Here is a 26,470-nt window from a genome sequence, read left to right on the forward strand (position 1 = left end):
AGCCTGTGGGCGATGGAAGTGGGGTAGGGATGGAACCGGGCACCGTGGTCTGGCGGGAGACCGCTCAGTCACTGCTACGGCAGAAGTGGCTCATCATGGGCTGCATCGTCCTCGGCCTGCTCGGAGCTTCTGTCTTCGCGCTGTCCCAGACGACGCGGTGGACCGCCTCGAGCCAGTTGGTGCTTGGGCCGGCGGTCCCGCCGGCGCTGGTCGGGAAGCTGCCCACGACGGACAAGACCGGTCCGCTCGGGATGGATCTGCCCGCCGAGACGCAGGCTCGCGTGATGGCCAGCCCGACGCTGCTGCACAGCGTGGCGAAGTCGCTCGGCATGGACACCACCGACGACGCGATCCAGGAACTGGCCGCGGTGACCCGGGTCAAGGCGGTCACCGACAACGCGTACCTGGTCACCACCGACGGCCCGACCGCGGCGAAGGCGGTCGAGCGGGCCAACGCGATCTCCAGCATCTACCTGAAGCAGCGCAACGATGAGGCCAAGGCGCTGCTGACCACGCTCGCCGGGCAGGCCCAGGATCGGTCCAAGACCGCGACCCAGCAGTCGAAGAGCCTGGTCAGCCAGATCGACGAGGCGGTCCAGCGGGGCGACTCGCAGACCGCCGCCGCGCTGCGCGACCAGCGGGTCGGGCTGGCGACCGAGGCTCGGCAGGCGGCCGACGACGCGGCCGCCATGGTCAAGGCGCTGACCACGGTCGGCTCTGGTAGTGAACTGGTCACCCCGGCCACCGCGGACACCGCGACCTCCTCACCGATGGTTGCCCGCGACATCCTGGTCGGCGGCATCCTCGGTCTGGTGCTCGGCTTCGGTCTGGCGCTGCTCCGGTCGCACCTGACGCCGTACATCGTGACTCGTGACCAGGCGGCCCGTGCGGCGAGCTCGCCGGTCATCGCCGCGTCGGAAGGCAACCGGCGCCGGTTCTGGCATCGGACGGCTCCCGAGTTGCCGCAGTACGAGATCACTGCGTTGGGTGCAGAGGCGAGCGGTGCGCTTGCCCGCCGCGAGTTGAACCCGCGCGCCTTCGCCGGTGGCGGTCCGGGCGCGATGCTTGTGGTCTCCGCATCGCCGACGCCGAACTCGGCCGGTATCGCGCTGGCGATGGCCGAAGCGAACGCTCGCGACGGCAGGGAGACCTTGCTGGTCCTGGCAGACATCGAAGGTACGCCGGTTCTGCCGCACGTGACCGGGCACGAGGGGCTGACCGACTTGGTGATGGAGCCTGCGGCGACGCGGGCGATCCGGGCGCGGAAGCTGTTCCGCCCGGGCACGGTCGCCGATCTGTACGTGCTTCCGCCCGGCCTGAACCACGAGGAGACGGCTGCGGCCGTTGGACCGTCGCTGGTGCCGGGCATCGTGGCGGACCTGCCGCCTGGGTACTCCGTCGTCATCCACGGACCGGCGTCTGTCGGCCGGCACGGGATCACGCCGCTGGCCGCCGCTGTGGACGCGTCGGTGCTGGTGGTGCAGGTCGGGCATGACAAGGAGATGGACGTTGCCCGGCTGACCGGTGCGTTGCAGTTCGCCGGTGCTCCGGTGCTTGGCGTCGTACTGATCGGTGCCTCGCCGCACGACGAGACGCTGGGCATTCCGTTGAACTACAAGCCGCTCGACACCGCCGCACCGCTGCGCTGATCGTGTTGTCATGATGCGATCCGCGACCGCCTACCGTTCCGGTGGGACTCGTCTGGCGCCGCCGGTGCCGGGCACGGTCGACGGCGAGATCCAGAAGCCGGCGTGGTTCTGGCTGGTGTTGTGGTGCTTGTTCGTGCTGGGTGTGCAGCCGTGGTCGTCGCGAGTCGCGGCGCCGCAGGGGACCACCGGGTCGACCAACAGTGTGATGAAGGGGCTGCTGCTCGGGGCGATCTTCCTGATCGCGATGGCTGCGACCAAGCCTGGATTCCGGACCCGGGTGAATCCGGCGAGCAGTCTCTACGTGCTGTACGTGATGTTCGCGGTCGCCACGGCGTTCCTGCTGGCGGAGCCGCTCGGGCCGCTGACCCGGTTGGCGCGGTTCCTGATCGGGCTGATCCTGGTGTTCCTGCTCTGGCGGCCGCTGGTGCAGGTGCCGGAGCGGTTGGTGCGGGCGCATCTGTGGGCGCATGTGTTGCTGGCGGCCACGGTCGTGGCGAGTCTGGCGTACGCACCCAGTCAGGCGTGGCGGCCGCTCAGTTCGCTCGGCACTGGGTATCGCCTGCAGGGTGTCATCATCCCGATGCTGCCGCCGCGGGTCGGTGAGGTCGGCGCGATCCTGTTCGGACTGGCGCTGCTCGGTCTGCTGTGCCGGAAGCTGTCGATGATCCCGTCGGTCGGGCTGATGGGGCTGGGCGTCGTACTGGTGGCGGCGAGCCGGACCCGTACGTCGGCGGCCGCGATCGCGTTCGGGCTGGTGATCGCGTTGATCATCACCCGGAAGACGTGGGCCGGGCGGATCGCGAGTCTGGTGGTGCCGGGGCTGATCGGGATCGCGTTCCTGACCATCGGATCGCTGCACACGTGGGTGTTGCGTGGGCAGGGGACACGGCAGATCAGCTCGCTCAGCGGACGTACGACGAGTTGGCAGGCGGTGCTGGACGAGAAGGTGTCGATCCAGACCGCGATCATCGGTCACGGCCTCGGCAACAAGCGGGTACTGCTGCGGCGCGGTGAGGGCGACATCGATGTGATGGCGATCGACAACAGTTGGCTCGGCCTGTACTGGGAGACCGGTCTGCTCGCGGTCACGATCGTCGCGATCGCGTTGATCCTCGCGTGGGTCTCGGTCCTCCGGGCACCCACGCCGTACATCCGCGCCTGCGGAGCCCTCCTCCTCGGCTACGTCACCGCCGCCTCCCTCAACGAAAGCGGCCTCTCCGACCTCAGCTCCATGACCGTCCACCTCTTGGTGGCCGCCGCCATCTGCGACGCCGACCGAATCCGCCAAAGATCCCGAAACCAGGCCAGAGCTCTAGCCCGCTAACACCCACTCGCTTTTCGGCAGCCCACCAGTTGCCTAGGGTGCCGTGGCTAGCTGCTGACTGAGTCTTGGTCGAAGCCGGCTTCTTGCCATTGGGGCCAGGTGAGGGTTTTGCCCTGGTAGGCGAAGCGGTCGGCGGACTTGCCGCCGATCTGGTAGCTGTTGTGGCGGAAGGTGACGGCGCCGGGGCGGGTGGGGGAGCCCTTGTTCTCGACGACGCCGGTGCTGGAGGTCGCGTCCTGCATGACGACGAGGTTGCCTTCGATCGTGACGTCGCGGAGGACGTACGTACCCCGCGGCCCGTCACCCCGCGTGCGGGACTGGATCGAGATCCCGTTGCGGTTGTCCTTGACCAGGTTGCCGCGGACCTGCACCCCGGCGGACGTGTTCACGTTGATCCCGCCGCCGTCCCACAGGCTCCCACCGGACCCGCGCCCGGTCCCATACCCGTTGCCCTCGACAACGTTCTGCTCGATCACGGCCTGGTAGCTGATCTCGTACCGGATCCCGTCCGCCGCGTTGCCGCGGATCCGGTTCCCGGTGATCGTCCGGTCGTACTCCGCGATGTCGCTCCACATCCCGATGCCCCGATTGCCGACGATGTCGTTGCCCGACACCTCGCCCGACGACCGGGTCGACTTGATCCCCCCGGACTCCCAGTCGGCGATCCAGAACCCGTCGGTGTTGTTCCGGGTCACCAGGTTCGCGGTGATCCGGACGCCCTCGGACTTGTACTGCCCGATCCCGAGCTGCCCGTTGTCCGCGACCGTGTTCCGGCTCAGCTCGGCCCGGTCGCCCTCGATCACCATGATCCCGACCGCGTGATTCCAGCGGACCTCGTTCGAGACCACCTTCCACCCGGGTCCGATCTGGAGCGCGCCTCCCTGCGGCAGGCTGGCGAAGTGCTCGATCGTCAACCCGGTCACGGTGACCTCCTCGGCCGACTTCTCGATCGCGGTCGGCGTCCGCGACATCTCGACCGCACGGCCGTCCGGATCGTCACTGACGTACACGGCGTTCGCGGCGTAGTCCCCGAAGAACGTCCCCGGCTCCAGCTCCTCGAGACTCATCACCCGCGTCAGATGCTTCCCATCGACGAACACCTGCTCGCCCCGCTGGCACGGCTTCGCCTTGTTGTCCTCGCACTGCCCTTTCAGCGGGTACGCCGCCGGCAGTACCCCGCGCACCACCCACCGATCGCCGTCCCGCTGCCAGCCACTCAGCGCCACCGACCCGGTCAGTACGACGCCCTTCCCACCGGCCAGCGTGTCACCGGCCCGCGGACGGATCGCCCGGCTGATCCGATGCACACCCTTTGTGAAGCAGAACGTCGTACCTTCCGGCGCCGCGTCGATCACCTTCTGCGGGTCCGCTCCCACCGCGATCGCAGTACCCGTGCAGGCCTTCGCCGTACCAGGTCCCGTCGGCCCGAGCGCAACGGCAGCCGCGGCCGGCGGGGCAGTAGGCACCGTCACCGCAGGGGGCGCCGCGGACGGCTTGGCTGAGTCCCCATCACCAGCAGAGCACCCGGCCAGCAGCAGCACCAGTACGGCGCCACCCGCCACAACACCACGACGCCTCATCAACAACCCTTCACCCACCCCCGGCGAACAGATCTGGAGGAGACTACAGGCACACCGGGGCGGCGCGGACCTGTGGCACTCACCAAGTTCGCACGGCTCAGCCGGTCCACGCTCGACCGCACGAGCGGTCCGCCCCCGATCACCGATTGGTGAGTGACGCAGGTCCGCACTTTGTCAGGTGGGGTGCTGTGTCGGCGCGGCGTATTGGGGAGTCTGGCTTGCCGTTTCAGGTGGGTGATGCTCCCCGGACTGCGTCAGGACCGCTTGCGGATGGCGGATGGCGGATGGCGGGTGGATGGGTGTGCGCGTTCGGCGCGACTTTGGGCACTGGTCAACCCCCGTCGGACCGCGTCCGTCGTACCGCGCCCGGCGTGGGGACCGCGGACAGCATCTGGGGACCGCGGACAGGTCATACCTTGTCCGCGGTCCCCGGTTGCTGTCCGCGCTCCACTCCAAGCGCACTCGACCACCCACACATCAGACAGAAGAGCCGAAATTCCTTGTCCAAGGCCACCGGGAGGTGTTCAACGCCCGATCCGAGGTGCCCCCATCCGAGGCGGCGGCCGGCGTGGGTCGCGACGGGTGGTCAGGCGAGGTAGGTGTCTCGGGCAAGGTTGTAGGCGAGGTCCTTGGCGACCTGGAAGGCGTCGTCCTCGTCGAGGCGGTGCTGTACGACGAGGTTGGCCAGATAGCCGGCGTCGATCCGCCGGGCGAGATCGTGCCGGGCGGGGATCGACAGGAAGGCCCGGGTGTCGTCGACGAACCCGGACATGTTGTAGAAACCGGCCGTCTCCGTCACCAGCTCGCGGAACCGCCGCATCCCGTCCGGGCTGTCCAGGAACCACCACGGCGCCCCGAGCCGCACCGCCGGATACACGCCGGCCAGCGGCGCAAGCTCCCGCGAGTACACGGTCTCGTCGACAGTGAACAGCACCAGCCGGAAACCAGCCGTGTGCCCGAACCGCTCGAGCAGCGGCCGCAGCGACCGGGTGAACTCGGTCGCCACCGGAATGTCGTGCCCCTGGTCCGGCCCGTACGCCGCGTGGATCGCCGGATCGTGGTCGCGCAGGACGCCCGGGTGCAGCTGCATCACCAGCCCGTCCTCGGCCGACATCACCGCCGACTGGTACAGCATGTGCCCGGCGAACGCACTCGCGTCCTCCGCTGACACATCACCCTTCAAAGCACTCGTGTAGATCCGCGCAGCCTCCGCGTCGGTCAACGGGAGCGCCGCCGCGCTGTAGTGCCCGTGGTCGGTCGCCCGCGCGCCCGCCTCGACGAACGCCTGCCGCCGCTGCCGGATCGCCGCCAGGAACCCGTCGTACGTCGCGGTGTCGACGTCGGCCAACTCTCCGAGCCGGGCAGCGAGAACACTCCAGCCGGGCCGGTCGAGGTGCACGAGGGCGTCGGGGCGGAAGGTCGGGACGACTCGGCCGGGCAGGTCCGCGGCGAGCTTCGCGTGCTGGGCGAGGTCGTCGGTGGCGGCGTCGGTCGTCGAGATCAGCTCGATCCCGAACCGGTCGAGCAGGGCCCGCGGCCGGAACTCGGGCTCGGCGATCCGGGCGGAGATCTGGTCGTACAGCTCGTCCGCGGTCTCGGCCGAGGGGTGAGTGGTCACGCCGAGGACCTCGGTGAACTCGTGCTCCAGCCAGTACCTGCTCGGCGTACCGAGGAAGAGGTGCCAGTTCGCGCAGAACTCCCGCCAGACATCGCGCGGGTCGGCCGGCGCGGTGCCGTCGCGGCGGGGAAGACCGAGGCGGTCGGGGGAGATGCCCTGGGAGATCAGCATCCGGGTCACGTAGTGGTCCGGGACGACCAGCAGCTCGGCCGGGTTGCCGAACGGCGCGTCGGTCGCGAACAGCCCGATGTCGACGTGCCCGTGCAGGCACAGCAACGGCAGGTCCTTCGTCGACGCGTGGATCCGCCGGGCGACGTCGCGTGCCTCGCCGGCGGGCAGGGCGCGGTCCGGATGAGGCTGCAGGGCCTTCGGCATGGGTCCTCCGGGATGAATGGGCTGAAACGAGTACTGCAAAGGATTGCAGTGCGCACGGGCCCACACAACCCCTTGTCCACAAGGCGAATCCCACTGACCGTCGATCGACCGTGAATGAACTCTTGACACAAGTGTGAAACCGATTGCAGACTGCGACGTCGAGGCCGACCTGAGGAGGTGACCATGCCTGCGACGATCCGTGACGTGGCGCGGCTGGCAGGCGTGTCGCCGTCCACCGTGTCCCGGGCGCTGTCGATGCCGGAGATGGTCAACGCCGCGACCCGGGTCCGAGTCGCAGCCGCGGTCGAGCAGCTCGGCTACCAGCCCAACCGTGCCGCCCGTGGTCTGATCACCGGCCGCACCGGCAACATCGGCCTGGTCGTGCCCGACCTGGCGAACCCGTTCTTCGCCAGCGTCACCAAGGGCGTGCAGGCGCGCGCCCGCCGGTCCGACACGGCTGTGTTCGTCGCGGACACCGACGAGGACGTGACCGCGGAGGTCGGCCTGGTTCGTGCGCTGTCCAAGCAGGTCGACGGGCTGATCCTGTGTTCACCACGGTCCGGCGACGCCGACCTGTCCGCGATCGCCCAGGACACGAACGTCGTCCTGGTCAACCGCACCGCCGAGGGTATCCCCGGCATCACCTACGACAACGAGGAAGGGATGCGGCAGGCCGTCGCCCACCTCGTTGCCCTCGGCCACCGCCGGCTCGCCTGGGTCGGTGGACCGGTCACGTCGTGGTCGACCCAGCACCGCGGCATCGGCCTGGAGAACGCCGTCGCCGACCACGGTGTCGAGCTGAGCCGGGTCGGTCACTTCGGCCCGACGTACGAAGGTGGCATGGCGGCGGCGGACCAGGTCGTCGCCTCCGGCGCCACCGCTGTCATCACCTACAACGACCTGGTCGCGATCGGGCTGCTGGCCCGGTTGCACGCACGGGGGATCTCGGTTCCGGGCGACTTGAGCGTGGTCGGCGTCGACGACATCGCGATGTCCCGGATGGCCCGACCGGCGCTGACCACGGTCCGGCTGCCCAAGCAGGAGGCCGGCCGGATCGCGGTCGAGCTCCTGCTGGCCCTGCTCGACAACCCGGACAGCACCGTCGACACCCGCGGCACCCTGCACGGCGAGCTCATCGTCCGTGACTCCACGGGGCCCGCCGCAAGCCCCTGATCTGCCGCCCCGAGCCGATCAATCCCGGCACCACGCCGGGCCCGCCCTTGATCCAGAGGAGATAGACCCGATGCCCCTGCAGCGCAGAACCGGCCGTCGCGTCCGCCGCACAGCCGTCGTCGGCCTGCTCGCCGTACTGGCCGCGTGCGGAGCCCCGACAAGCCCCAACCAGTCGTCCGGCGACAGCTCCGGCGATGCGCCGGACAAGCCCTCGAAGGCGGTGACGCTGAACATCCTCGACGTGGCCGGGAACCTGCAGCTGACCCAGCCGATGATCGACGACTTCGTCAAGCAGCACTCCGACGTGATCTCCAAGGTCACCTACTCCAAGGGTCCGGCGCCCGAGCTGTCCGGCAAGATCAAGGCCCAGCAGGACGCCGGCCGGGTCGACATCGACCTGGTGCTGACCGGTACCGACGGCCTCGCGGCCGGCGCGGAGCAGGGCCTGTGGATGGACCTGCTGCCGAAGTACGCCGATCGGCTGCCCGGCATGAAGGACTACCTCGAGCCGGCCGCGAAGATGCAGGCGCTGGCCGGCAACGTCGGCGTCACCGTCACCTACTACCCGTCCGGCCCGCTGCTGGAGTACCTGCCGGCCAAGGTGGCGTCGCCGCCGCGCAGCGCCGAGGAACTGCTGGCCTTCGCGAAGGCCAACAAGGGCAAGGTCATGTACGCGCGCCCGGCCAACTCCGGACCCGGCCGGACCTTCCTGATGGGCCTGCCGTACATCCTCGGTGACAAGGACCCGAAGGACCCGGTCAACGGCTGGGACAAGACCTGGGCCTACCTCAAGGAACTCAACCAGTACGTCGACTTCTACCCGTCCGGTACGGCGGACACGATGAAGGCGCTGGCCAACGGTTCGGCCAGCATCATCGCCAGTACGACGGGCTGGGACATCAACCCGCGCGTCCTCGGCACCGTGCCGAAGGAGGCGGCGATCACCCCGCTGAAGGGCTTCCACTGGGTCACCGACGCGCACTACGCCGTCGTACCGAAGGGGGTCTCGACCGACAAGCAGGCCGCGATCCTGCAGCTGCTGCAGTTCATGCTGACGCCGGAGCAGCAGGCGAAGGCGTACGACAAGGGCTACTTCTACCCGGGTCCGGCGATCAAGGGTGTCGACCTGTCGAAGGCACCGCAGGAGAGCCAGGACGCGATCACCCAGTTCGGCCGGCCGGAGTACGACAAGTTGATTGCCGACAATCCGAACGAGGTGCCGTTGGACGCGAAGGCTCTGGTCGCGGCGTTCGACAAGTGGGACCGGGAGGTCGGCGGCAGCAAGGTGAAGAAGTCGTGAGTGGTTTCGGCCGGCTCCGGCTGGAGGGTGTCGGCCGCCGGTTCGGGACGGCCGACGCGCTGGCCGGGCTGGACCTGACGATCGAGCGGGGCGAGTTCATCGCCCTGCTCGGCCCGTCCGGTTGCGGCAAGTCGACCGCCCTGAACTGTCTGGCCGGGTTGCTGCCGTTGACTACCGGCAGCATCTGGCAGGACGACCAGCGGATCGACACGCTGCCGCCGGAGAAGCGCGGCTTCGGCATGGTCTTCCAGAACTACGCGCTCTTTCCTCACCTGACCGTGCGCGACAACATCGCGTTCGGTCTGCGGATGCGCCGGCTGCCGAAGGACGAGGTACGGCGCCGGACCACCGCGGCGATCGAGATGGTCCGGCTCGAGGAGCACGCGGGCAAGCTGCCCGGGCAGCTGTCCGGTGGTCAGCAGCAACGCGTCGCGATTGCCCGGGCGACTGTGCTCGAGCCGTCGCTGGTGCTGATGGACGAGCCGCTCAGCAATCTGGACGCGAAGCTCCGCCTGGAGATGCGGACCGAGATCCGCCGCCTGCACCAGTCGCTCGGCCTGACCACGGTGTACGTGACGCACGACCAGGAGGAGGCGCTCAGCATGGCCGACCGCCTGGTCGTGATGCGGGAGGGCCGGGTGCAACAGATCGGCACGCCTGAGGAGGTCCACACGACGCCGACCACCTGGCACGTCGCCGACTTCATGGGCTACCGCAACCTGTTGCCTCTCGCGGCGCGGAGCGTGGCCGGCGAGGTCGTGACGGTCCCGCTCGGCGGTACGACGATCGACGGCGTGGCGCAAGGTACGGTCGCCGCCGGCGAGGACGTGGTCGTGGCGGTGCGTCCCGAGGACGTGAAGCTCGGCAACGAGGGCCTGCAGGGTCTCGTCGAGGTGGTCGAGTACCAAGGCCGCGAGCTCGCAGTGGAGGTCGTGCTGGACGACGGCACACGTCTCCACGCCCGGACCGAACGCAAGGTCCAGGCCGGTGAGTCGGTGTCGGTGGCCATCGACCCGAGCCGCCTGCTGGTGTACGCCTCAGACCGTCCCGCGGCCGAGCTGGTGACAGCGGGGCTCGCGGTATGAGCGAGACCGCGAGCTGGCAGCACCGGCTGGCCGAGCGCGGCGTCGACCGGCGGCTCTGGTTGTTGCTGCCGGCCACTGTCTTCGTGCTGCTGCTCTTCATCTACCCGTTCCTGTACGGGCTGAGTCTGTCGTTCCAGCCGCTGAAGGGCGGCGGGGCTCTGGCCAACTACCAGAAGTTCTTCAGTGACGCCTATCAGCGCGACACGATCGTCACGACGCTGAAGATCGCGCTGCCCGCGGCACTGCTGAACGTGCTCGCCGCGGTGCCGATCGCGTTCCGGATGCGCGGCCGGTTCCGCGGCAAACGGCTGCTCACGACGGTGCTCGTCGTACCGATCACGCTCGGCACAGTGCTGACGGCGCAGGGCCTGCTGAACTATCTCGGCCCGACCGGCTGGTTCAACCGGATCCTGATGGCCGTCCATCTGATCGACGACCCGATCCGGCTGACCAACAACTACTGGGGCGTGTTCTTCTCGCTCGTCATCACCGGGTTCCCGTTCGCGTTCCTGCTGGTGCTGTCGTACCTGAGCGGTATCGATCCCACCCTCGAACGGGCCGCCGCGACGCTCGGCGCGTCCCGGGCGCAGCGGTTCCGCCGGATCACGCTGCCGCTGCTGGCTCCCGGGCTGGCGACGACGTTCCTGCTCACGTTCGTGCTCGCGTTCTCGGTCTTCCCGTCGGCGGTCCTGGTCGGCAACCCGGCCGGATCGACCCGAGTGATCTCCCTGGCCGCGTACCAGGCGGCGTACGAGCAGTACGACTACGCCTACGCCTCGGCGATCGCGATGATCATGGGCGTGGTCGAGCTGGTCGTGGTGGCGATCGTGCTGCTGTGGCGGTCGCGGCTCTACACCGGATCGACAGGAGGCAAGGGATGAGCACGCGAGCCCTCAAGGCGACGCCGACCGCCTGGCTCATCTGGGCCGTGGTGGTGTTCTTCTTCGTCAACCTGGCCGGTGTGGTCGGGTCGGTGCTGGTCAGCTCGTTCGGCCGCCGCTGGTTCGACACCTGGGTCCCGGACGGCTTCACCACCCAGTGGTACGGCGACGCGTGGCACGAGTTCGGGTTGTTGCAGGTCATCTCCGTCACCCTGATCGCCTCGGGACTGGTCGTCGTACTGTCGGTCCTGGTCGGCGCGCCGGCGGCGTACGTGCTGGCCCGGCAGAACTTCCCGGGCAAGCGGCTGGTGTACCTGACCTTCCTGCTGCCGATCCTGATGCCACCGATCACCTACGGCATCCCGCTTGCGACCGTGCTGTACAAGTTCGGTTTCGCGGGTCATCTGTCCGGCGTGGTGCTGGCGAACCTGGTGCCGTCGGTGCCGTTCGTGATCCTGACCATGACGCCGTTCATCGAGCAGGTGGATCCGAAGATCGAGAGCGCGGCCCGGATGCTCGGGGCGAACACCCGCGCGGTGTTCCTGCGGATCCTGGCGCCGCTGCTCGTGCCGGGCCTGCTGGCCTCGGCGATCTTGGTGCTGGTCCGTACCGTGGGGATGTTCGAGCTGACCTTCCTCACCGCCGGTCCGGACTCGCAGACACTGGTGGTCGCGCTGTACTACTCGATGTCGGCGGCCGGGATACGTGCCCAGCAGTCGGTCGACGCGATGGCGGTCATGTACACGGCGATGATGCTGGTGTTGCTCGTGGTCGCGCTGCGTTTCGTCAACCCCACGCAGTTGGTCGCCCGTGTGAAGGAAGAACCCGAATGAAAGCTGAGGTGCACGCTTGAGCAGGCTGAGTCTCACCCATCTCCCCGTCGCCCCCGCGGTCGATCCGCGGGCGTTGTCGGTCGGCATCGTCCATCTCGGGCTGGGGGCGTTCCATCGCGCCCACCAGGCCGTGGTCACCGAGCGCGCCGCCGTCGCCGGCGGCGAGACGCGGTGGGGGATCACCGGGGTGAGCCAGCGCTCGGGCAGGGTCCGCGACCAGCTCGCGCCGCAGGACGGTCTGTACTCCGTTCTGGAGCGCGGACTCGGCGATCCGTCGGTGCAGGTGATCGGCAGCATCCGTGAGGTCCTGACCGCCCCGGAGGATCCGGACGCTGTGGTGGCACGGATCGCGGATCCCGCGGTGTCCGTGGTCACGCTGACGGTGACCGAGAAGGGGTACCGCGCGGCCGGTCACGGCCTCGACCTGGACGATCCCGAGATCCAGGCGGACCTGACCGGCCGCCCACCGCGCACGGTGGTCGGGCAGCTCGCGGCCGGGCTGGCGCGCCGGGACGAGCCGTTGACGATCGTGTCCTGCGACAACCTGGTGGCCAACGGGCCGTTCCTGCGGAAGCTGGTGACGGACTACTTCGAGGCCCTGGGCAAGGTTCCCGAGGTGTTCGAGACGACCCGGTTCCCGGCCAGCATGGTCGACCGGATCGTGCCGGCGACCACCGACGCGGACCGTGACGAGGCGGCCCGGCTGCTCGGCGTACGGGACGAGGCAGTCGTGGTCGCTGAGCCGTTCCTGCAGTGGGTGATCGAGGACGACTTCGCGGGGGACCGGCCGGCGTGGGAGCGCGGTGGCGCTGTCCTTACCGCCGACGTTGCGCCATGGGAGCAGGCCAAGCTGCGGATGCTGAACGCCACCCACTCGATGCTTGCCTACCTCGGTGCTCTGCGCGGTTACGAGACCATCGCTGAGGCGGTGCGGGACGAGGAGTTGTCCGCGCTGGCACGACAGCTCATGACGGAGGACGTCGTACCGACGCTGACGGCACCCGACGGCCTCGACCTGACCGAGTACGGCGCGTCCGTCCTCGAGCGGTTCGCCAATCCGGCGTTGAAGCATCGGACCACGCAGGTCGCGATGGACGGGTCGGTGAAGCTACCGGTCCGGATGCTGGGGACGGTCCGCGACCGCCTGGCTGCGGGCGCCGAGCCTCGGGTGATCTCGCTGGCCGTCGCGGCGTGGATGGTCTACGTGTTGAAGACGCCGATTGTCGACGATCCGCAGGCTGACCGGCTGAAGGCTGCCCTTGCAGGAGCCTCAGGTCCGGCCGCCGTGGTCGACGCGTTGCTCGATGTCGACTCGGTCTTCACCCCCGATCTACGCGACTCGACAGCCTTCCGCGAACTACTGATCGAGCACGTCAGCTCCCTGACAGCCGGGTCGGGCATGTCAGTTCGCTGATGCCCGGGTTGTGAAGGTGCTTGTCGTGTCCTGACCGGTCATGCGCCATTCCTGGGCGCTGTACCACTGGCCGGTCTTCTGGAACCGGTCGGTGGTCAGGCTGTCGAGGATGTAGGTGTTCTTGTCCAGCGTCACCTCGCCGAGCGGGATGGCCGCGCCGGCGTTCTGCACCATGCCGGTAGCGGTCGTCCCGCCGCGCATCGTCACCTGGTTGCCGGAGACAACGATGCCGCGGAGTACGTTCAGCCCCCACGGGCCGGAGCCGCGGGTGCGGGACTGGATCGAGATGCCGTTCACATTGTCGGCGACCACGTTGTCGCGGACCTGGACGTTCGACGACGTGTTGACGTTGATCCCGCCGCCGTCCCACAGCGACGTACCCGAGCCACGGCCGGTGCCGAGGCCGTTGCGGCTGATCTCGTTGTTCTCGATCACGCCGTTGCGGCCGATCTCGAACCGGATCCCATCCGCCGCATTGTCGACAATCTGATTGGCGTTGAAGGTCCGGCCGTCGTCGTACGCGTCGCTCCACAGCCCGACGCCCCGGTTCAGCTTGATCAGGTTGCCGGTGACCCAGCCGCCGCTGGACCAGGTGGTCTTGATCCCGCCCGACTCCCAGTCGGCGATCCAGAAGCCGTCGGTGTTGTTGTAGCTCACCTCGTTGGCCGAGATGGTGCCCTTGAGGGTGCTGTACTGCCCGATGCCGAGTTGGCCGTTGGAGTGGATGAAGTTCTTCTCCAGGACGGCGCCGTCGGCGTTCACGAGCATTGCCCCGACCGCGTGATTCCAGCGGATGTCGTTGGCGAGAACCTTCCAGCCCAGCCCGAGCACGACCGCGCCACCTTGTGCGGGTGTCGCGAAGTGCTCGATCGTCAGCCCGCGCACGGTCACGCCGCCCGCGGTCGACTGGATCGCGGTCTCGGTCTTCGACATCTCGACCGACCGCCCGCGCGGGTCGTCACCCAGGTAGACGGCGTTCGCCGTGTAGTCGGCGTAGAAGGTGCCGGGGGCAACCTTATCCCGTGAGGCCACCCGGGTCAGGTGTTTGCTGTTCAGGAAGACCTGCTCACGCAGGTAGCAGATGTTCGCGACGTCGTCCTCGCACTGCCCGGTCTGCGAGTACGCCGGAGGCAGGACTCCCGTTGTCACCCAGCCGCCGTTCGACGCGGTCCACCTTGTCAGCGGCACCGACCCGGTCAGTACGGCGCCCTGATCGCTGGCCAGCACCTGGTCGGCCTTCGGGCGGATGGTCTGTGTGATCCGGTGCAGGCCGGCCGTGAAACAGAACGTCGTACCGTTCGGTGCGTCGTCGACGATCTTCGCGGCGTCCTGCCCGGGCTTGATCGTGACCCCGGCGCATTGGGGTGCTTGCGATGGTCCCGATGGGAACGCCGCGTCCGCGGAGGGCGGCGTCGTGGGCAGATCCGCGGGGGGAGGCGTCGGTTGCACTCCGGGCATGATCGCGTGCAGCGGATCGTCAGACGGTGCCGCAGGCAACAGACCGTCCGAGGATGCCGCGGGTAGCAGACCGTCCGAGGATGCCGCGGGCAATAGACCGTTCGGGGATGCCGCGGGTAGCAGACCGTTCGGGGATGCCGCGGGCAACAGGCTGTCCGAGGGTGCCGCGGGTAACAGGCTGAACTCGCCCCGCACTAAGACGTCGTCGGTGGGCGCACTGTGCGCGGGCAAGGCTGTCGTGGCGGCGAAGGTGCCGACTGCAACGATCGCCACAACTGCGGTAGCTGTCTTCATTGCGGAGCCTCCGGGGGCACAGGTGGATCCTGAGCGCACCCCCCATGGCGCGGCTTCGTCTGCAGACTACTACTACCTCAGGTAGCCAAGGCAATACTTTCCGCGCAATTTCTGTTGCACCCAGCCCCAACTCCGTTGCAACAGGCAATCGATCGCGCCGGTGGACCGCGGGTAAGAAGTGGGGACCGTGGACAGGAAGTTGGGGACCGTGGACAAGTAGTGGGGACCGCGGACCAGTCGTGCCATGTCCAAGGTCCCCGGATCCTGTCCACAGTTCCCCGGACCCTGTCCCCAGTCCCCGGATGTTGTCCGGGCCGGCGGCAGCGTCATGGCAAGGATGACGGCGCGGCTCATCGACCAGCGGTGTACAGACCGACAGGTAGTGCACTCGCGAGACACCGTACACAGAACGCACCGACGCTCAGCTGCACTACCTGTCGGCCCGACACCTCCTGTCCAGCTGCACGCCGCCACCTCAGCCGAACCCGGACCCCGACCCGGACCCGGGCCCGGACCCCGACCCCGACCCGGGCCCGGACCCGGACCTCGGGAGCGCTCCGCCAGAGGTCACCGACCGGGTTCGTTCTCCTCGACCCGCACGTCCTCGCGCCTGAGCGCTTCGCGCATGCCGTGCCAGCGGTGGTCAGTTGGCGAGGAAGCTGCCTACTAGGTCCAGGCCGGCTTTCTGCCAGCCGTCGGCGGTGAGTTTGGCGCCGAACATCGAGAAGCGCTTGGCGCCCAGGACGTCGAGGACGTACTTGTTGCCGCTGAACACGACCTCGCCGTCGGGCACCTCGGCGCCCGAGTTCTTCACGATGCCAGTGCTCTGGGTACCGCCGGTCATCTCGATCGTGTTGCCGGTGACGCTGATGTCGCGCAGCAGGTACGTGCCCCACGGGCCGGTGCCGCGGGTCCGCGACTGGATCGCGATGCCGTTGACGTTGCCCTTGACCACGTTGCCGCGGACGGTGACGCCGGACGACGTGTTGATGTTGATCCCGCCGCCGTCCCACAGCGACGTACCCGAACCGCGCCCGGTGCCGAAGCCGTTGTTGGTGATTGTGTTGTTCTCGATCGTCCCCTTCCGGCTGATCTCGTAGCGGATCCCGTCGGCGGAGTTGCCGATGATCTGGTTGGAGCTGATCACCCGGCCGTCGTCGGCGACGTCGGCCCACATCCCCACGCCTCGGTTGGCCTTGATCAGGTTGCCGCTGACGGTGCCGGATGAGCGGGTCGACTTGATCCCGCCGGACTCCCAGTCGGCGATCCAGAACCCGTCGGTGTTGTTCGAGCTGATCACGTTCCGCGTCACCGTCGCGTCGGCCGAGCTGTACTGCCCGAGGCCGAGCTGGCCGTTGTCGCGGATCAGGTTCTTCTCGACCTTGGTGTTGTTCGCCTTGACCAGCATCACGCCGACGGCGTGGTTCCAGCGCACATCGTTCGCCGCCACCTTCCAGGCCGGCCCGGAGACCAGGGCGCCGGCCTGCGGCGCGCTGGCGAAGTGCTCGATGGTGAGCCCACGGACCTCGACACCGGTCGACCCGGACTCGATCGCGGTCGATGTCTTCGACATCTCGACCGAGTGGCCGGCGGGGTCGTCGCCGAGGTAGATCGCGTTCGCGCCGTAGTCGGCGTAGAACGTGCCCGGCGCGACCTTGGAGGTGTTGCCGACCCGGGTCAGATGCGCGCCGTCGAGGAACAACTGCTCCCGCAGGTGGCAGATGTTCGAGACGTTGTCCTCACACTGCCCACTCGCTCCGTACGCCGCCGGCAGTGCGCCACGCACCACCCACGCCGAGCCGGACTTGGTCCAGCCGGTCAGCGGGACGGATCCGGTCAGTACGGCGCGAGCCGCGCTGGCCAGCGTCATGTTCGCCTTCGGCCGGATCGTGTCGGAGATCCGGTGCAGACCGGCCGCGAAGCAGAACGTCGTCCCGGCGGGCTTGGCGCTGACGATCGACTGGGCGTCGTCACCAGGCTTGATCACCACGCCGCTGCAGGGACCGGCGAAGGCCGGACCGGCGTCGCCCTCGTCCGCCGTGGGGACCGTCGGGCCGGTGGGGGAGGTCGGCTCGGTGGACGGCGGCTTGCTGGGCTGCGTGGTGGGCTTCTTCGACGGCGGCTTGGTGGTGGCCTTCGGCGGCGACGTCGCCGGGTGCGTGGCCGTCGGCTTGGGTGCGCGGTGTGAGGGGAGCACACCGGAAGCGGCTGTGTCGCGCGCCTGACGAGACTTGGCGGTGGTTGTCGCCTTGTTCTCGTTGGCGATCACCGGGAGCGCGATCGTAACGACTGACAGCGCAGCAGCGATAAGCGCTGCGAACCACAACTTCCTCAATGCACCCTCCGGGGTTGCGGTCCCTGAAACCAGGTGTAGCCACCGCGAGACTTAAGGTAGTGCCATGCGGGTCGCCATGTTGCACAACCGTTACCGGACCGGTCAACCCAGTGGCGAGAACACCGTGGTCGCGCAAACGGTTGATTTGTTGCGTAACTCAGGACATGAGGTCGACCTGTACGCCCGGAACAGCGACGATATCGCCGCGATGAGCCGAAAAGATCGCACTCTGTTACCGTTCCGCTCCGTCTGGTCATTTTCGGCCGAACGCGATTTAACACTTCTATTGCAGGAAAATCGGCCCGATGTCGTGCACGTGCACAACACGTTCCCGCTGTTCAGTCCCTCGGTGCTGCGAGCGGCGTACCGGCTGGGCCTTCCGGTGGTGGCGACGCTGCACAACTTCCGGCTGATGTGCGCCAACGCAGTCCTGCAGCGTGACGGCAAGCCGTGCGAGTCCTGTGTCGGCAAGCTTCCGTGGGCCGGTGTGGTGCACAGCTGCTATCGCGAGTCGCGGGTGCAGACGTTGCCCCTGGCCACGAGCATCGGCGTCCACAACACCCTGCACACCTGGCAGCGGTACGTGACCACTCTCGTCGCGCCGTCGGAGTTCGTCCGCGACCGGTACGTCGCCGGTGGCTTCGATCCCGAGCTGTTCGCGGTGAAGCCGCATGCCGTCCCGCACTCCGGGCAGGTTCGCAGCGGTGCCGGCGATGCGGTCGTGTTCCTCGGCCGCCTGGAGGACGACAAGGGTTTCGCGGATCTCCTGCAGGCGTGGGATTCCTCGCTCGGGAAGCTGATCGTCGTCGGCGACGGCACGCTCCGCGCCGAGGCGGAGCAGCGCGCTCGGCACGACCTGTCAATTCAGGTACTTGGTCAACTTTCGTGGGCCGACAGCATGGAAGTACTGCGGTCCGCGCGCGCCGCCGTCGTACCGGCGCGTTCGTATGAGAGCTTCGGTCTCGTGGTGGTGGAGGCGTTCGCGCACGGGGTGCCGGTGGTCGCATCCCGGCTGGGAGCGCTGGCGGAGTTGGTGGACGACGGCGAGACCGGCGCCCTGACCGAGCCCGGCGACCCGGAAGGGCTGCGCAAAGCCCTGGGGTTGGTGACCGATCCCCGGACTTCGATAGCCTTCGGCGAACGAGCCCGACAGGTCTATCTCAACCGCTTCACCCCGGAGCGCGACCTCGAGGCCACGGAGAGGATCTACACCGATGCGATCGCGCGGCACGCCGAGGGCGGGCGGACGCGTCGGGGACGCCGGGCTGACCGTGACTGACCGGTATAGTGCCGCTGACGCGGGGGGACGCGTCGTACCGGGCCGTCGAGGCTCATCGAGAGACGGCTCCTGCCCGGAGCCACTGGGGGATCAGAGTTTGTCGCGGATCGGATTTCTGGCCGGAGTCTTCGACCTGTTCCACGTCGGGCATCTCGACGTGCTCGGACGGGCTGGGCAGACCTGTGACCGGCTGGTCGTGGGCGTACTGACCGACGAGTGGGCGATGGACGCGTGGGGTACGCGGCCGTTCGTGCCGTTGCCGGAGCGCATCCAGATCATCGAGCACCTGCGCTGCGTCGACGAGGTGGTTGTGGTGGACGGCGTACGGTCCGACTGGCTGACCGGCGTAGTAGGGGTACAGACCGTGTTCGCTGCGAGTGGTACCGACGGCGTGCTCGGCGTGGACGAACTCGCCGGGATACCGGGCGAGCTGGTCAGCGTCCTGCCGGCCGGTCGCGGATCCCGCAGCCCGATCCTGCGCGCCGCCATCGATCAGCGGCAGTCGCGCAGTTCCGTCGCATGACCGCCCTGGGTGAGGTCGTCGGTCAGCTGTCCCGGGCTCAGAAGCCGTCAGCCGGGACACCGGCGTACTCGCGCTTCGTCAACCGGCGGATCGGCCGGGTCTTCGCGGCCGCGGCGTTCCTCGGCCGGCGTACGCCGAACCAGGTGAGCCTCGCGTCCGGCTTCTGCTCGTTGATCGGCATCGTGCTGGTTGCGACGGTCCGGCCGTCGCTCGGGCTCGCGCTGATCGTGACCGCGCTGCTGGTGCTCGGCTACGGCCTCGACTCCGCGGACGGCCAGCTGGCCCGGCTGCGCGGTGGCGGATCGCCGCTGGGCGAGTGGCTGGATCACATGATCGACGCGGTCAAGATCGTCCTGCTGCACAGCGCGGTACTCATCTCGTTCTTCCGCTTCGATGCCTTCAGCAACGAGTTGCTGCTGCTGATCCCGCTCGGCTACGTCTGCATGTCGTCGGTGCTGTTCTTCGGCCTGATCCTGATCGACCAGCTGCGCCGGCGCCACGGTGTGACGCAGCAGCCCAACCAGCGCGGCGACTCGGTGGTCAAGTCGTTGCTCATCGCACCGACCGACTACGGCGTCCTCTGCCTGGTGTTCCTGGCCTTCGGCACCCCGTCGCTGTTCATCGTGCTGTACGGCGCCCTGCTCGCGGCCAACCTGGTGTTCCTGGCGGCTGCGATCGCCAAGTGGTACCGGGAGATGGCGACCCTGCAGCCGGGGGTGGGCTGATGGGGATCGTCGGCTACGCACCCGGTGTGTACGACATGTTCCACATCGGCCACCTGAACATTCTGCGCCAGGCCCGAGAGCACTGCGATCACCTGATCGCCGGTGTGGTCGAGGACGACGTGGTCGCGCGGATCAAGGGCCGACCACCGGTGGTGCCGCACGACGAGCGGATGGAGGTCGTCCGGGCGATCGGCCTGGTCGACGAGGTGGTCAGCGACTGGTCCAGCGACAAGTTCGAGATGTGGAAGCAACTCCGGTACGACGTCCTGTTCAAGGGCGACGACTGGAAGGGCACCGAGAAGGGGACCCGGCTGGAGCGGTTGCTCGGTGAGGTCGGTGCGTCGGTGCACTACTTCCCGTACACCGCGTCCACCTCGAGCACGGATCTGCGCAGGTTGCTGGAGGGGATGGGCTGATGCCGACCCGGCCGAAGGTCCTGCTCAGCGCGTACGCGTGCCGGCCCAAGGGCGGGTCGGAGCCGGGTGCCGGTTGGGCCTGGGCGAAGGCCGCGGCGCGGGACCACGACGTCTGGCTGCTCACCCGGGGCAAGTTCGCCCACGAGATCGCCGAGGAGCTCGCGATCCGGCCGGTTCCGGCGCTGACCGTCGTACCGCTTGAGATGCCGAAGTGGGTCTTGCGGCTGCGTCGCCGCCCGGCCGACGTGTACTGGTACTACCCGCTGTGGCAGGGCCTGGCCCGGCGTACGGCGCGCCAGTTGCATGCGGAGCACTCGTTCGACGTGATCCACCACCTGACGTTCGCGGTCGACTGGATGCAGGCCGGCGTCGTCGAGGAGTCGTCCGCGAGGGTGATCTGGGGACCGGTCGGCGGATCGACGACCGCGCCGCTGTCGATGGCGCACTGGCTCGGGCCGCGTGGATTGGTGGCCGAGCTGGTACGGCGTACCTACACCGGCATCCGGCGTCGCCTCACCGGCCGGAAGCTGGCCCAGAAGGCCGACCTGATGGTTGCCCAGAACAAGGATGTGGCCGAGGCCTTCCGCCCGTACGCGCGCGAGATCGTGGTGCAGCCGAACGTCGCGATCCGGCGGTTCACCGCGTCCGGCCCGTACGAACCGTTCGGTGCGCCCGGGGTGAAGACCGCGCTGTTCGTCGGCCGGCTGATCCCGTGGAAAGGCGTGTTGCTCGGGATCAGCGCGCTGGCGCGTCCCGAGGCGGCGAACTGGGAGCTGCGGATCATCGGCGACGGTCCGGACTGGGGACGCGCCGAGCACCTGGCGGAGGAGCTGGGCGTCCGCGACCGGGTCGAGTTCATGGGTCAGCTACCGCGCGAGGACGTACTGGCAGCAATGTTCCGCGCCGACGCCTTGCTCGCCCCGGCCCTCCGCGAGGCCGCCGGCTGGGCCGTCACCGAGGCGTTGGCGTCCGGGTGCCCCGTGGTGTGCGTCGACCGCGGCGGCCCCGCGGTGATCGTCGGCCCAGAAGATGGCGCCGTGGTCTCCTGGCGCGGCGACGTGGTCGGCGAGCTCGCCAAGGGCCTTGCGTCCCTCCACGGCCGCATCACTCCAGTCGACCGCTGGGGTCCGGACCGCCTCCCGGACCTTCTCGCCGAGTGGTACGCCCCGGCCCGCGTTTCGTCCTAGTCCTGGGCGGTCTTACCCGGGAGAGCGAGCATGCGGTCGAGGGCCAGCTTGGCGTACTTCTCGGTGTCGGCATCGACCGTGATCGGGTTGACCACGTGGCCGGCGACCAGGTTCTCCAGCGCCCAGACGAAGTGCGGCAGGTCGATCCGGTTCATCGTCGCGCAGTAGCAGACCGTCTTGTCCAGGAACACGATGTTCTTGTCGGTGTGCTGCTTGGCCAACCGCTGCACCAGGTTGAGCTCGGTGCCGACCGCCCACGACGTACCGGGCTCGGCCGTCTCGAGGGTCTGGATGATGTACTCCGTCGAGCCGACCAGGTCGGCCTTCAACACGACGTCGTGTTGACACTCCGGGTGCACGATCACGTTCACGCCGGGGACGCGCGCCCGTACGTCGTCGACCGATGCAGCGGTGAACCGGCCGTGCACCGAGCAGTGCCCGCGCCACAGGATCATCTTCGCCGCGGCCAGTTGCTCACGGGTCAGCCCGCCACCCGGCTTGTGCGGGTCGTACACCACGCACTCGTCCAGCGAGATGCCCATCTTCAGCACGGCGGTGTTGCGCCCGAGGTGCTGGTCGGGCAGGAACAGCACCTTCTCGCCCTGCTCGAACGCCCACTCGAGCGCGGTGTCAGCGTTGCTCGACGTACAGACCGCTCCACCGTTGCGGCCGCAGAACGCCTTGATGTCGGCGCTGGAGTTCATGTAGGTGACCGGCACGGTCACGTCCGCGACACCAGCGTCCGCGAGCGCTTCCCAGGCCGCCTCGACCTGCTGGATCCGGGCCATGTCCGCCATCGAGCAGCCGGCCGCGAGGTCCGGCAGGATCACGGTCTGCTGATCGTTGGTGAGGATGTCGGCGGACTCGGCCATGAAGTGCACACCGCAGAACACGATGTACGGCGCGTCCGGCCGGGCCGCGGCGTCGCGGGCGAGCTTGAACGAGTCACCGGTGACGTCCGCGAACTGGATCACCTCGTCGCGCTGGTAGTGGTGCCCGAGCACGAACACCTGGTCGCCGAGGGTCGCCTTGGCCTTCAGCGCGCGCTCGACCAGGTCCGGGTCGGAGGCGGGAGGAAGCGCTCCGGGGCACTCGACCCCGCGCTCGGAGTGGGGGTCGGTGCTCTGGCCCAGGAACAGCAGCGGGAGGGACTTCGGGCCGTCCGCGATCGTCGTCACGTCAAACATCGTGCCATGCCGCGTGCCCCTCGCCGCGTGGTGCACATCACTGCCCAGACTGTGAAATCGGTACTCTCCGGTTGTGAAGATCGCAGGCCTCGTCCTCGCCGCCGGTGCCGGCCGCAGGATGGGCACACCCAAGGCGCTGATCCGCGACCCCGACGGCCTGGCGTGGGTGGTCCGGACCGCCCGCCTCCTGGCCGACTCCGGCTGTGCTCCGGTCCTGGTCGTCATCGGCGCCGCCGCCGACCAGGTCCGAGCGGTCCTGGCCGACGAGCCCGTCCAGGTGGTCGAGGCAACGAACTGGGACGAGGGGATGGGCGCCTCCCTCCGGGCGGGGTTGAAGGCGTCACCGCAGGATGTCGACGGAGTGGTCGTCGTACCGGTCGACGTCCCAGGCCTCACGGCAGCCGCGGTACGCCGGGTCACGGGGAACCGCTCGGCGTTGGTCCGAGCGGTGTACGACGGCCAGCCGGGGCACCCGGTGTTCCTGGGCCGGGACCACTGGGATGGGATCATCGCAACTGCGCAGGGGGACAGCGGAGCCCGGGAGTATCTGCGGAAACATCAAGCAGAAAAGGCTGAATGTGCGGATGTCGCAGAGGGTGCCGACGTTGACACGGTGCACCAATTGCCGGACGGACATCACCCCGGCTGAGCCTTGGCAACGGCGTCGCCGCTGCGGGATGCTGAAAAGATGAACTTGTTCGGTTCCGCGGGAGAGCTCGCCGAGCGGCTGCGCGGAACCGGATATCTGGCCGGCGACGGCCTGGCCACGGTCGGGTACCTGGCGCTCGCCCTGCACCGGCCGTTGCTGCTCGAAGGCGAGCCCGGCACCGGCAAGACCTCCCTGGCCGCGGCGATCGCCGAAGCCCTCGACCTGCAGCTGATCCGGCTGCAGTGCTACGAAGGCATCGATGCGACCCAGGCGCTCTACGACTGGGACTTCCCCCGCCAGATCCTGCACCTGCGCACGGTCGAGGCGACCAGCTCGGACCCGGCCGTCGAAGAGGTCGAGAAGTCGCTGTTCGACGAGCGCTTCCTGCTCGCCCGCCCGGTGCTGCGCGCGCTCCGCGAGAGCCCGGCGGTGCTGCTGGTCGACGAGATCGACCGCGCGGACGACGAGTTCGAGGCGTTCCTGCTCGAGGTCTTGTCGACGTACGAGGTCACCATCCCCGAACTCGGCACGATCACCGCCGAGACCCCGCCGATCGTCGTACTCACCTCGAACCGCACCCGCGAGGTCCACGACGCGCTGAAGCGGCGTTGCCTGTACCACTGGATCGACCACCCGGGCCTGGCCCGCGAGGTCGAGATCGTCCGCACCCGGCTGCCGGAGGTCTCGCACCGGCTGGCCGAGCAGGTGGCGCGCTCGGTGCAGCGGATGCGTGAGCTGGATCTGCTCAAGCCGCCCGGGGTGGCCGAGACGCTCGACTGGGCTCGCGCACTCGATGCCCTCGGCACCGAGATCCTCGACGTGGAGACCGCGGCGGCGACGTTGGGAGCCGTGCTCAAGTACCGCGAGGACACCGACCGGGTGCGCGAATCACTGGACCGGTTACTGGGGAGCTGAGGACAGATGGCCGCACCAGATCTCGCGTTGGCCGGCTTCGCGTCGGCGCTCCGGCACGCGGGACTGGCGGTCACTTCCGATCGGGTGCAGCTCTTCCTCCAAGCGGTCGCCACGCTCGACGCGGGCGTTACCGCGGATGTCTACTGGGCCGGCCGCGCCGCCCTGTGCACGGGACCCGACGACACCGCCCGGTACGACGAGGTGTTCGCCGCCTGGTTCTCCGGAGAACGGTCGAACGGCGCGGCCCGGCGTACGACGGCGCAGTCCTCGGTGCAGGCTGCCCTCGAGGTGGACGACAGTGCGGGAAGCCAGGACGGCGACCAGTCGTCGAACGCCTCGGCGAGTACGACGGAAGTCCTCCGGCACCGCGACGTCGCCGAACTGTCCTCGAGTGATCGGGCCCACCTGAACCGACTGTTCGGGTCCCTGCGGCCCCGGATCCCGGTACGTCGTACTGTCCGGCGACGTCCATCACATCGCGGCGACATCGATCCACGGCGGACGCTCCGGGCCCAACTGCGGCAGGTCGGCGAGCCCGCCCGCGTCCGCTACCGTCGCCGCGGCACCCGACCGCGCCGGGTCGTCGTACTGGTCGATGTCTCCGGTTCGATGCGCCCGTACGCCGACAGCCTGTTGCGGCTCGCGCACACGATGGTCCAGCGAGCTCCACGGTCGGTGGAGGTGTTCACCATCGGGACTCGGTTGACCCGGGTGACTCCGGCGTTGCGCCGAGGCGATGCGGAGTCCGCGCTGCGGTCGGCGGGGAGCGTCGTACCGGACTGGTCGGGTGGCACCCGGCTCGGTGAAGTGCTCAAGGTGTTTCTCGACCGGTGGGGCCAGCGAGGGATGGCGCGCCGGTCGATCGTGGTGGTGTGCAGCGACGGTTGGGAACGCGGCGACACCACGTTGCTCGGTGCACAGGTGCAGCGGCTAGCTGCGCTGGCGCATCGGGTGGTCTGGCTGAATCCGCATCGCGGCAAGCCCGGATACCTGCCGGTGCAGACCGGGATCGTTGCGGTGCTCCCGTATCTGGACGAACTCGTCGCGGGGCACAGCCTGGCCAGTTTTGCCGATCTCCTGGAGGTGGTTGCCGATGCGTGATGTGCTCGAGCGATTGATGGAGTGGTGGCGCGCGGGCGAGTCGGTTGCCGTGGGCACTGTTGTCGCGACGTTCTCGTCGGCTCCGCGGTCGCCGGGTGCGGCGATGCTGGTCGGGCCTGAGGGGGAGGCGGTCGGCAGCGTGTCAGGAGGGTGTGTCGAGGGCGCGGTGTACCAGTTGGGCGAGGAGATCCTCGAGTCCGGCGAGTCGATGCTGCAGAGGTACGGCGTGAGCGACGAGTCGGCGTTCGCCGTCGGGCTCACGTGTGGCGGGATCATCGACATCTTCGTCGAGCGAGTCGATCGCTCGTCGTACCCCGAGCTGGGAGAGGTGGCGGCCGACGTCGAGGCCGGGCGGCCGGTGGCGGTGGCGACCGTGATCGCGCATCCCGATCCGGCAAGGGTCGGTCGCCGGATGGTGGTGCGCCCGGTCGGTCAGCCGATTGCGGGGACGCTCGGGTCATCGCGGGCCGACGACGCGGTGGCCGACGACGCGCGCGGGCTGTTGGCGAGCGGGCGGACTGAGACGTTGGAGTACGGGCCGGACGGGCAGCGGCGCGGCGAGGGGATGCGGGTGTTCGTGTCGTCGCACGCGCCGGTGCCGCGACTGTTGGTGTTCGGTGCGATCGACTTCGCTGCGGCGGTGGCGAAGCTCGGATCGTTCCTGGGATATCGGGTGACGGTGTGCGATGCGCGGGCGGTGTTCGCGACGGCGTCGAGGTTCCCGTCGGCCGACGAGGTGATTGTCGACTGGCCGCATCGCTACCTGAAGGCCGAGGCCGAGGCCGGGCGGATCGACGGACGGACCGTCATCTGTGTGCTGACCCACGACCCGAAGTTCGACGTACCGCTGCTGGAGGTGGCGTTGCGGTTGCCGCCGCTGGCCTACATCGGGGCGATGGGCTCGCGGCGGACTCACGACGACCGCGTGAAGCGGCTGCTCGAGGCGGGACTGACCGAGGAGGAACTGGCCAGGCTGGCGAGCCCGATCGGTCTCGACCTCGGTGGGCGGACGCCGGAGGAGACCGCGGTCAGCATCGCAGCCGAGATCATCGCCCTGCGGTGGGGCGGTGCCGGCGACCGGCTGTCGACGGTGGCAGGACCGATTCACCATTGAACATCTCTTGTGGTGGACATCACAGGAGAGCAGGATCGGACGGACGACTTGGCTC

At 68.7% G+C, this 26,470-nt stretch carries 22 protein-coding genes; 17 read left to right on the top strand and 5 right to left on the bottom strand.

The features are described 5' to 3' along the window. Positions 1-29: 29 nt before the first annotated feature. A complete protein-coding gene (locus ACIBG5_RS00820; protein WP_396389343.1) occupies positions 30-1,649 on the top strand; it encodes a Wzz/FepE/Etk N-terminal domain-containing protein in 1,620 nt (539 codons plus the stop codon). Between the two features lie 10 nt (positions 1,650-1,659). Further along, a complete protein-coding gene (locus ACIBG5_RS00825) occupies positions 1,660-2,973 on the top strand; it encodes an O-antigen ligase family protein (protein WP_396389344.1) in 1,314 nt (437 codons plus the stop codon). 47 nt (positions 2,974-3,020) lie between these two features. Here the strand turns inward: ACIBG5_RS00825 and ACIBG5_RS00830 are convergent, their stop codons facing one another. Both ACIBG5_RS00830 and uxaC read right to left on the bottom strand, forming a co-directional pair. Next, complete coding sequence (locus ACIBG5_RS00830; RefSeq protein WP_396389345.1) at positions 3,021-4,553, bottom strand: right-handed parallel beta-helix repeat-containing protein; 1,533 nt, start codon at positions 4,551-4,553, stop codon at positions 3,021-3,023. 586 nt (positions 4,554-5,139) lie between these two features. Then, positions 5,140-6,546: a glucuronate isomerase gene (gene uxaC / locus ACIBG5_RS00835; protein ID WP_396389346.1), complete on the bottom strand. Its 1,407-nt coding sequence runs from the start codon at positions 6,544-6,546 to the stop codon at positions 5,140-5,142. A 183-nt stretch (positions 6,547-6,729) separates the two neighbouring features. On the opposite strand from uxaC, the gene ACIBG5_RS00840 reads away from it, so the two are divergent. The 6 genes from ACIBG5_RS00840 to ACIBG5_RS00865 all read left to right on the top strand — a co-directional run bounded on the left by ACIBG5_RS00840 (position 6,730) and on the right by ACIBG5_RS00865 (position 13,232). Next, complete coding sequence (locus tag ACIBG5_RS00840) at positions 6,730-7,719, top strand: LacI family DNA-binding transcriptional regulator (RefSeq protein WP_396389347.1); 990 nt, start codon at positions 6,730-6,732, stop codon at positions 7,717-7,719. A 70-nt stretch (positions 7,720-7,789) separates the two neighbouring features. Then, positions 7,790-9,019 carry an ABC transporter substrate-binding protein gene (locus ACIBG5_RS00845; protein WP_396389348.1) on the top strand — a complete coding sequence of 410 codons (1,230 nt, stop codon included), beginning with the start codon at positions 7,790-7,792 and terminating at the stop codon, positions 9,017-9,019. Continuing rightward, positions 9,016-10,104: an ABC transporter ATP-binding protein gene (locus ACIBG5_RS00850; RefSeq protein ID WP_396389349.1), complete on the top strand. Its 1,089-nt coding sequence runs from the start codon at positions 9,016-9,018 to the stop codon at positions 10,102-10,104. The genes ACIBG5_RS00845 and ACIBG5_RS00850 overlap by 4 nt, the downstream gene beginning before the upstream one ends. Further along, a complete protein-coding gene (locus ACIBG5_RS00855; protein ID WP_396389350.1) occupies positions 10,101-10,985 on the top strand; it encodes an ABC transporter permease in 885 nt (294 codons plus the stop codon). The genes ACIBG5_RS00850 and ACIBG5_RS00855 overlap by 4 nt, the downstream gene beginning before the upstream one ends. Then, positions 10,982-11,818: an ABC transporter permease gene (locus ACIBG5_RS00860; protein WP_131350915.1), complete on the top strand. Its 837-nt coding sequence runs from the start codon at positions 10,982-10,984 to the stop codon at positions 11,816-11,818. Before ACIBG5_RS00855 ends, ACIBG5_RS00860 begins: the two co-directional genes overlap by 4 nt. Before the next feature lie 16 nt (positions 11,819-11,834). Beyond that, entirely contained in the window at positions 11,835-13,232 is a 1,398-nt protein-coding gene (locus tag ACIBG5_RS00865) for a mannitol dehydrogenase family protein (RefSeq protein ID WP_396389351.1), read from the top strand. On the opposite strand, the gene ACIBG5_RS00870 is transcribed toward ACIBG5_RS00865, so the two are convergent. Together ACIBG5_RS00870 and ACIBG5_RS00875 are read right to left on the bottom strand one after the other, a co-directional pair. Next, positions 13,221-14,984, bottom strand: coding sequence for a right-handed parallel beta-helix repeat-containing protein (locus tag ACIBG5_RS00870; protein ID WP_396389352.1), 1,764 nt, complete (start codon positions 14,982-14,984; stop codon positions 13,221-13,223). The genes ACIBG5_RS00865 and ACIBG5_RS00870 overlap by 12 nt on opposite strands. A gap of 643 nt (positions 14,985-15,627) precedes the next feature. Beyond that, positions 15,628-17,253, bottom strand: a complete 1,626-nt coding sequence (locus tag ACIBG5_RS00875; RefSeq protein ID WP_396389353.1) for a right-handed parallel beta-helix repeat-containing protein — start codon at positions 17,251-17,253, stop codon at positions 15,628-15,630. Between the two features lie 142 nt (positions 17,254-17,395). Between ACIBG5_RS00875 and ACIBG5_RS00880 the strand changes: the two genes are divergently transcribed. The 5 genes from ACIBG5_RS00880 to ACIBG5_RS00900 all read left to right on the top strand — a co-directional run bounded on the left by ACIBG5_RS00880 (position 17,396) and on the right by ACIBG5_RS00900 (position 21,449). Next, positions 17,396-18,598: a glycosyltransferase family 4 protein gene (locus ACIBG5_RS00880; protein WP_396390750.1), complete on the top strand. Its 1,203-nt coding sequence runs from the start codon at positions 17,396-17,398 to the stop codon at positions 18,596-18,598. A 97-nt stretch (positions 18,599-18,695) separates the two neighbouring features. After that, positions 18,696-19,121 (top strand): adenylyltransferase/cytidyltransferase family protein, encoded by a 426-nt coding sequence (locus ACIBG5_RS00885; protein ID WP_396389354.1) that lies wholly within the window; start codon positions 18,696-18,698, stop codon positions 19,119-19,121. Continuing rightward, positions 19,118-19,846: a CDP-alcohol phosphatidyltransferase family protein gene (locus ACIBG5_RS00890; protein ID WP_396389355.1), complete on the top strand. Its 729-nt coding sequence runs from the start codon at positions 19,118-19,120 to the stop codon at positions 19,844-19,846. The genes ACIBG5_RS00885 and ACIBG5_RS00890 overlap by 4 nt, the downstream gene beginning before the upstream one ends. Continuing rightward, positions 19,846-20,262 (top strand): adenylyltransferase/cytidyltransferase family protein, encoded by a 417-nt coding sequence (locus tag ACIBG5_RS00895; RefSeq protein ID WP_396389356.1) that lies wholly within the window; start codon positions 19,846-19,848, stop codon positions 20,260-20,262. Before ACIBG5_RS00890 ends, ACIBG5_RS00895 begins: the two co-directional genes overlap by 1 nt. After that, entirely contained in the window at positions 20,262-21,449 is a 1,188-nt protein-coding gene (locus tag ACIBG5_RS00900) for a glycosyltransferase family 4 protein (protein ID WP_396389357.1), read from the top strand. Before ACIBG5_RS00895 ends, ACIBG5_RS00900 begins: the two co-directional genes overlap by 1 nt. Here the strand turns inward: ACIBG5_RS00900 and nadA are convergent. Continuing rightward, positions 21,446-22,627 (bottom strand): quinolinate synthase NadA, encoded by a 1,182-nt coding sequence (gene nadA, locus ACIBG5_RS00905; protein WP_396389358.1) that lies wholly within the window; start codon positions 22,625-22,627, stop codon positions 21,446-21,448. The two genes, ACIBG5_RS00900 and nadA, sit on opposite strands and share 4 nt — an antisense overlap. A gap of 82 nt (positions 22,628-22,709) precedes the next feature. Here nadA and ACIBG5_RS00910 point away from each other — a divergent pair, with 82 nt between their 5' ends. From ACIBG5_RS00910 to ACIBG5_RS00925, 4 genes are read left to right on the top strand one after another with little or no spacing between them, the layout of a single operon-like run. Then, a complete protein-coding gene (locus ACIBG5_RS00910; RefSeq protein ID WP_396389359.1) occupies positions 22,710-23,285 on the top strand; it encodes an NTP transferase domain-containing protein in 576 nt (191 codons plus the stop codon). A 39-nt stretch (positions 23,286-23,324) separates the two neighbouring features. Beyond that, positions 23,325-24,200: an AAA family ATPase gene (locus ACIBG5_RS00915; protein WP_396389360.1), complete on the top strand. Its 876-nt coding sequence runs from the start codon at positions 23,325-23,327 to the stop codon at positions 24,198-24,200. A gap of 6 nt (positions 24,201-24,206) precedes the next feature. Next, positions 24,207-25,301: a VWA domain-containing protein gene (locus ACIBG5_RS00920; protein WP_396389361.1), complete on the top strand. Its 1,095-nt coding sequence runs from the start codon at positions 24,207-24,209 to the stop codon at positions 25,299-25,301. Then, on the top strand, positions 25,294-26,415 hold the full coding sequence (locus ACIBG5_RS00925; RefSeq protein WP_396389362.1) for an XdhC family protein: 1,122 nt from the start codon (positions 25,294-25,296) through the stop codon (positions 26,413-26,415). The genes ACIBG5_RS00920 and ACIBG5_RS00925 overlap by 8 nt, the downstream gene beginning before the upstream one ends. Positions 26,416-26,470 lie beyond the last annotated feature (55 nt).

It is taken from the genome of Kribbella sp. NPDC050241 (assembly GCF_044459685.1).
In the GTDB taxonomy this organism is placed as follows: Bacteria; Actinomycetota; Actinomycetes; order Propionibacteriales; family Kribbellaceae; genus Kribbella.